Origin of the sequence: Tsukamurella pseudospumae (genome assembly GCF_001575195.1) — a bacterium.
GTDB lineage: Bacteria > Actinomycetota > Actinomycetes > Mycobacteriales > Mycobacteriaceae > Tsukamurella > Tsukamurella pseudospumae.
In genome coordinates, this window is the sequence record NZ_LSRF01000075.1 from 1 (window position 1) to 227 (window position 227).

Consider the following 227-nt stretch of genomic DNA (forward strand, 5'->3'; position numbering starts at 1 on the left):
GGTCGAACGCCTCGAGCTGCGGCACCGGCGTCGCGCCCGCTGCGAGGACCGCATCCGCAATCTCAAGGACACCGGCCTGCGGAACCTCCCGCTGCACCAGTTCGCGAAGAACCAGATCTGGACCGCGATCGCCGCACTGGCTGCCGACCTCATCGCCTGGACCCAAATGCTCGCCCTGACCAGCCATGATGCCCGCCGGTGGGAACCCAAACGTCTACGTCACCGAC

The 227-nt window shown here is 67.4% G+C and carries 1 protein-coding gene; it reads left to right on the forward strand.

Annotation, left to right across the window (positions count from 1 at the left end):
• Positions 1-227 (forward strand): transposase (locus AXK60_RS25165; protein ID WP_175400114.1); only part of this gene is annotated, 227 nt, incomplete at both ends.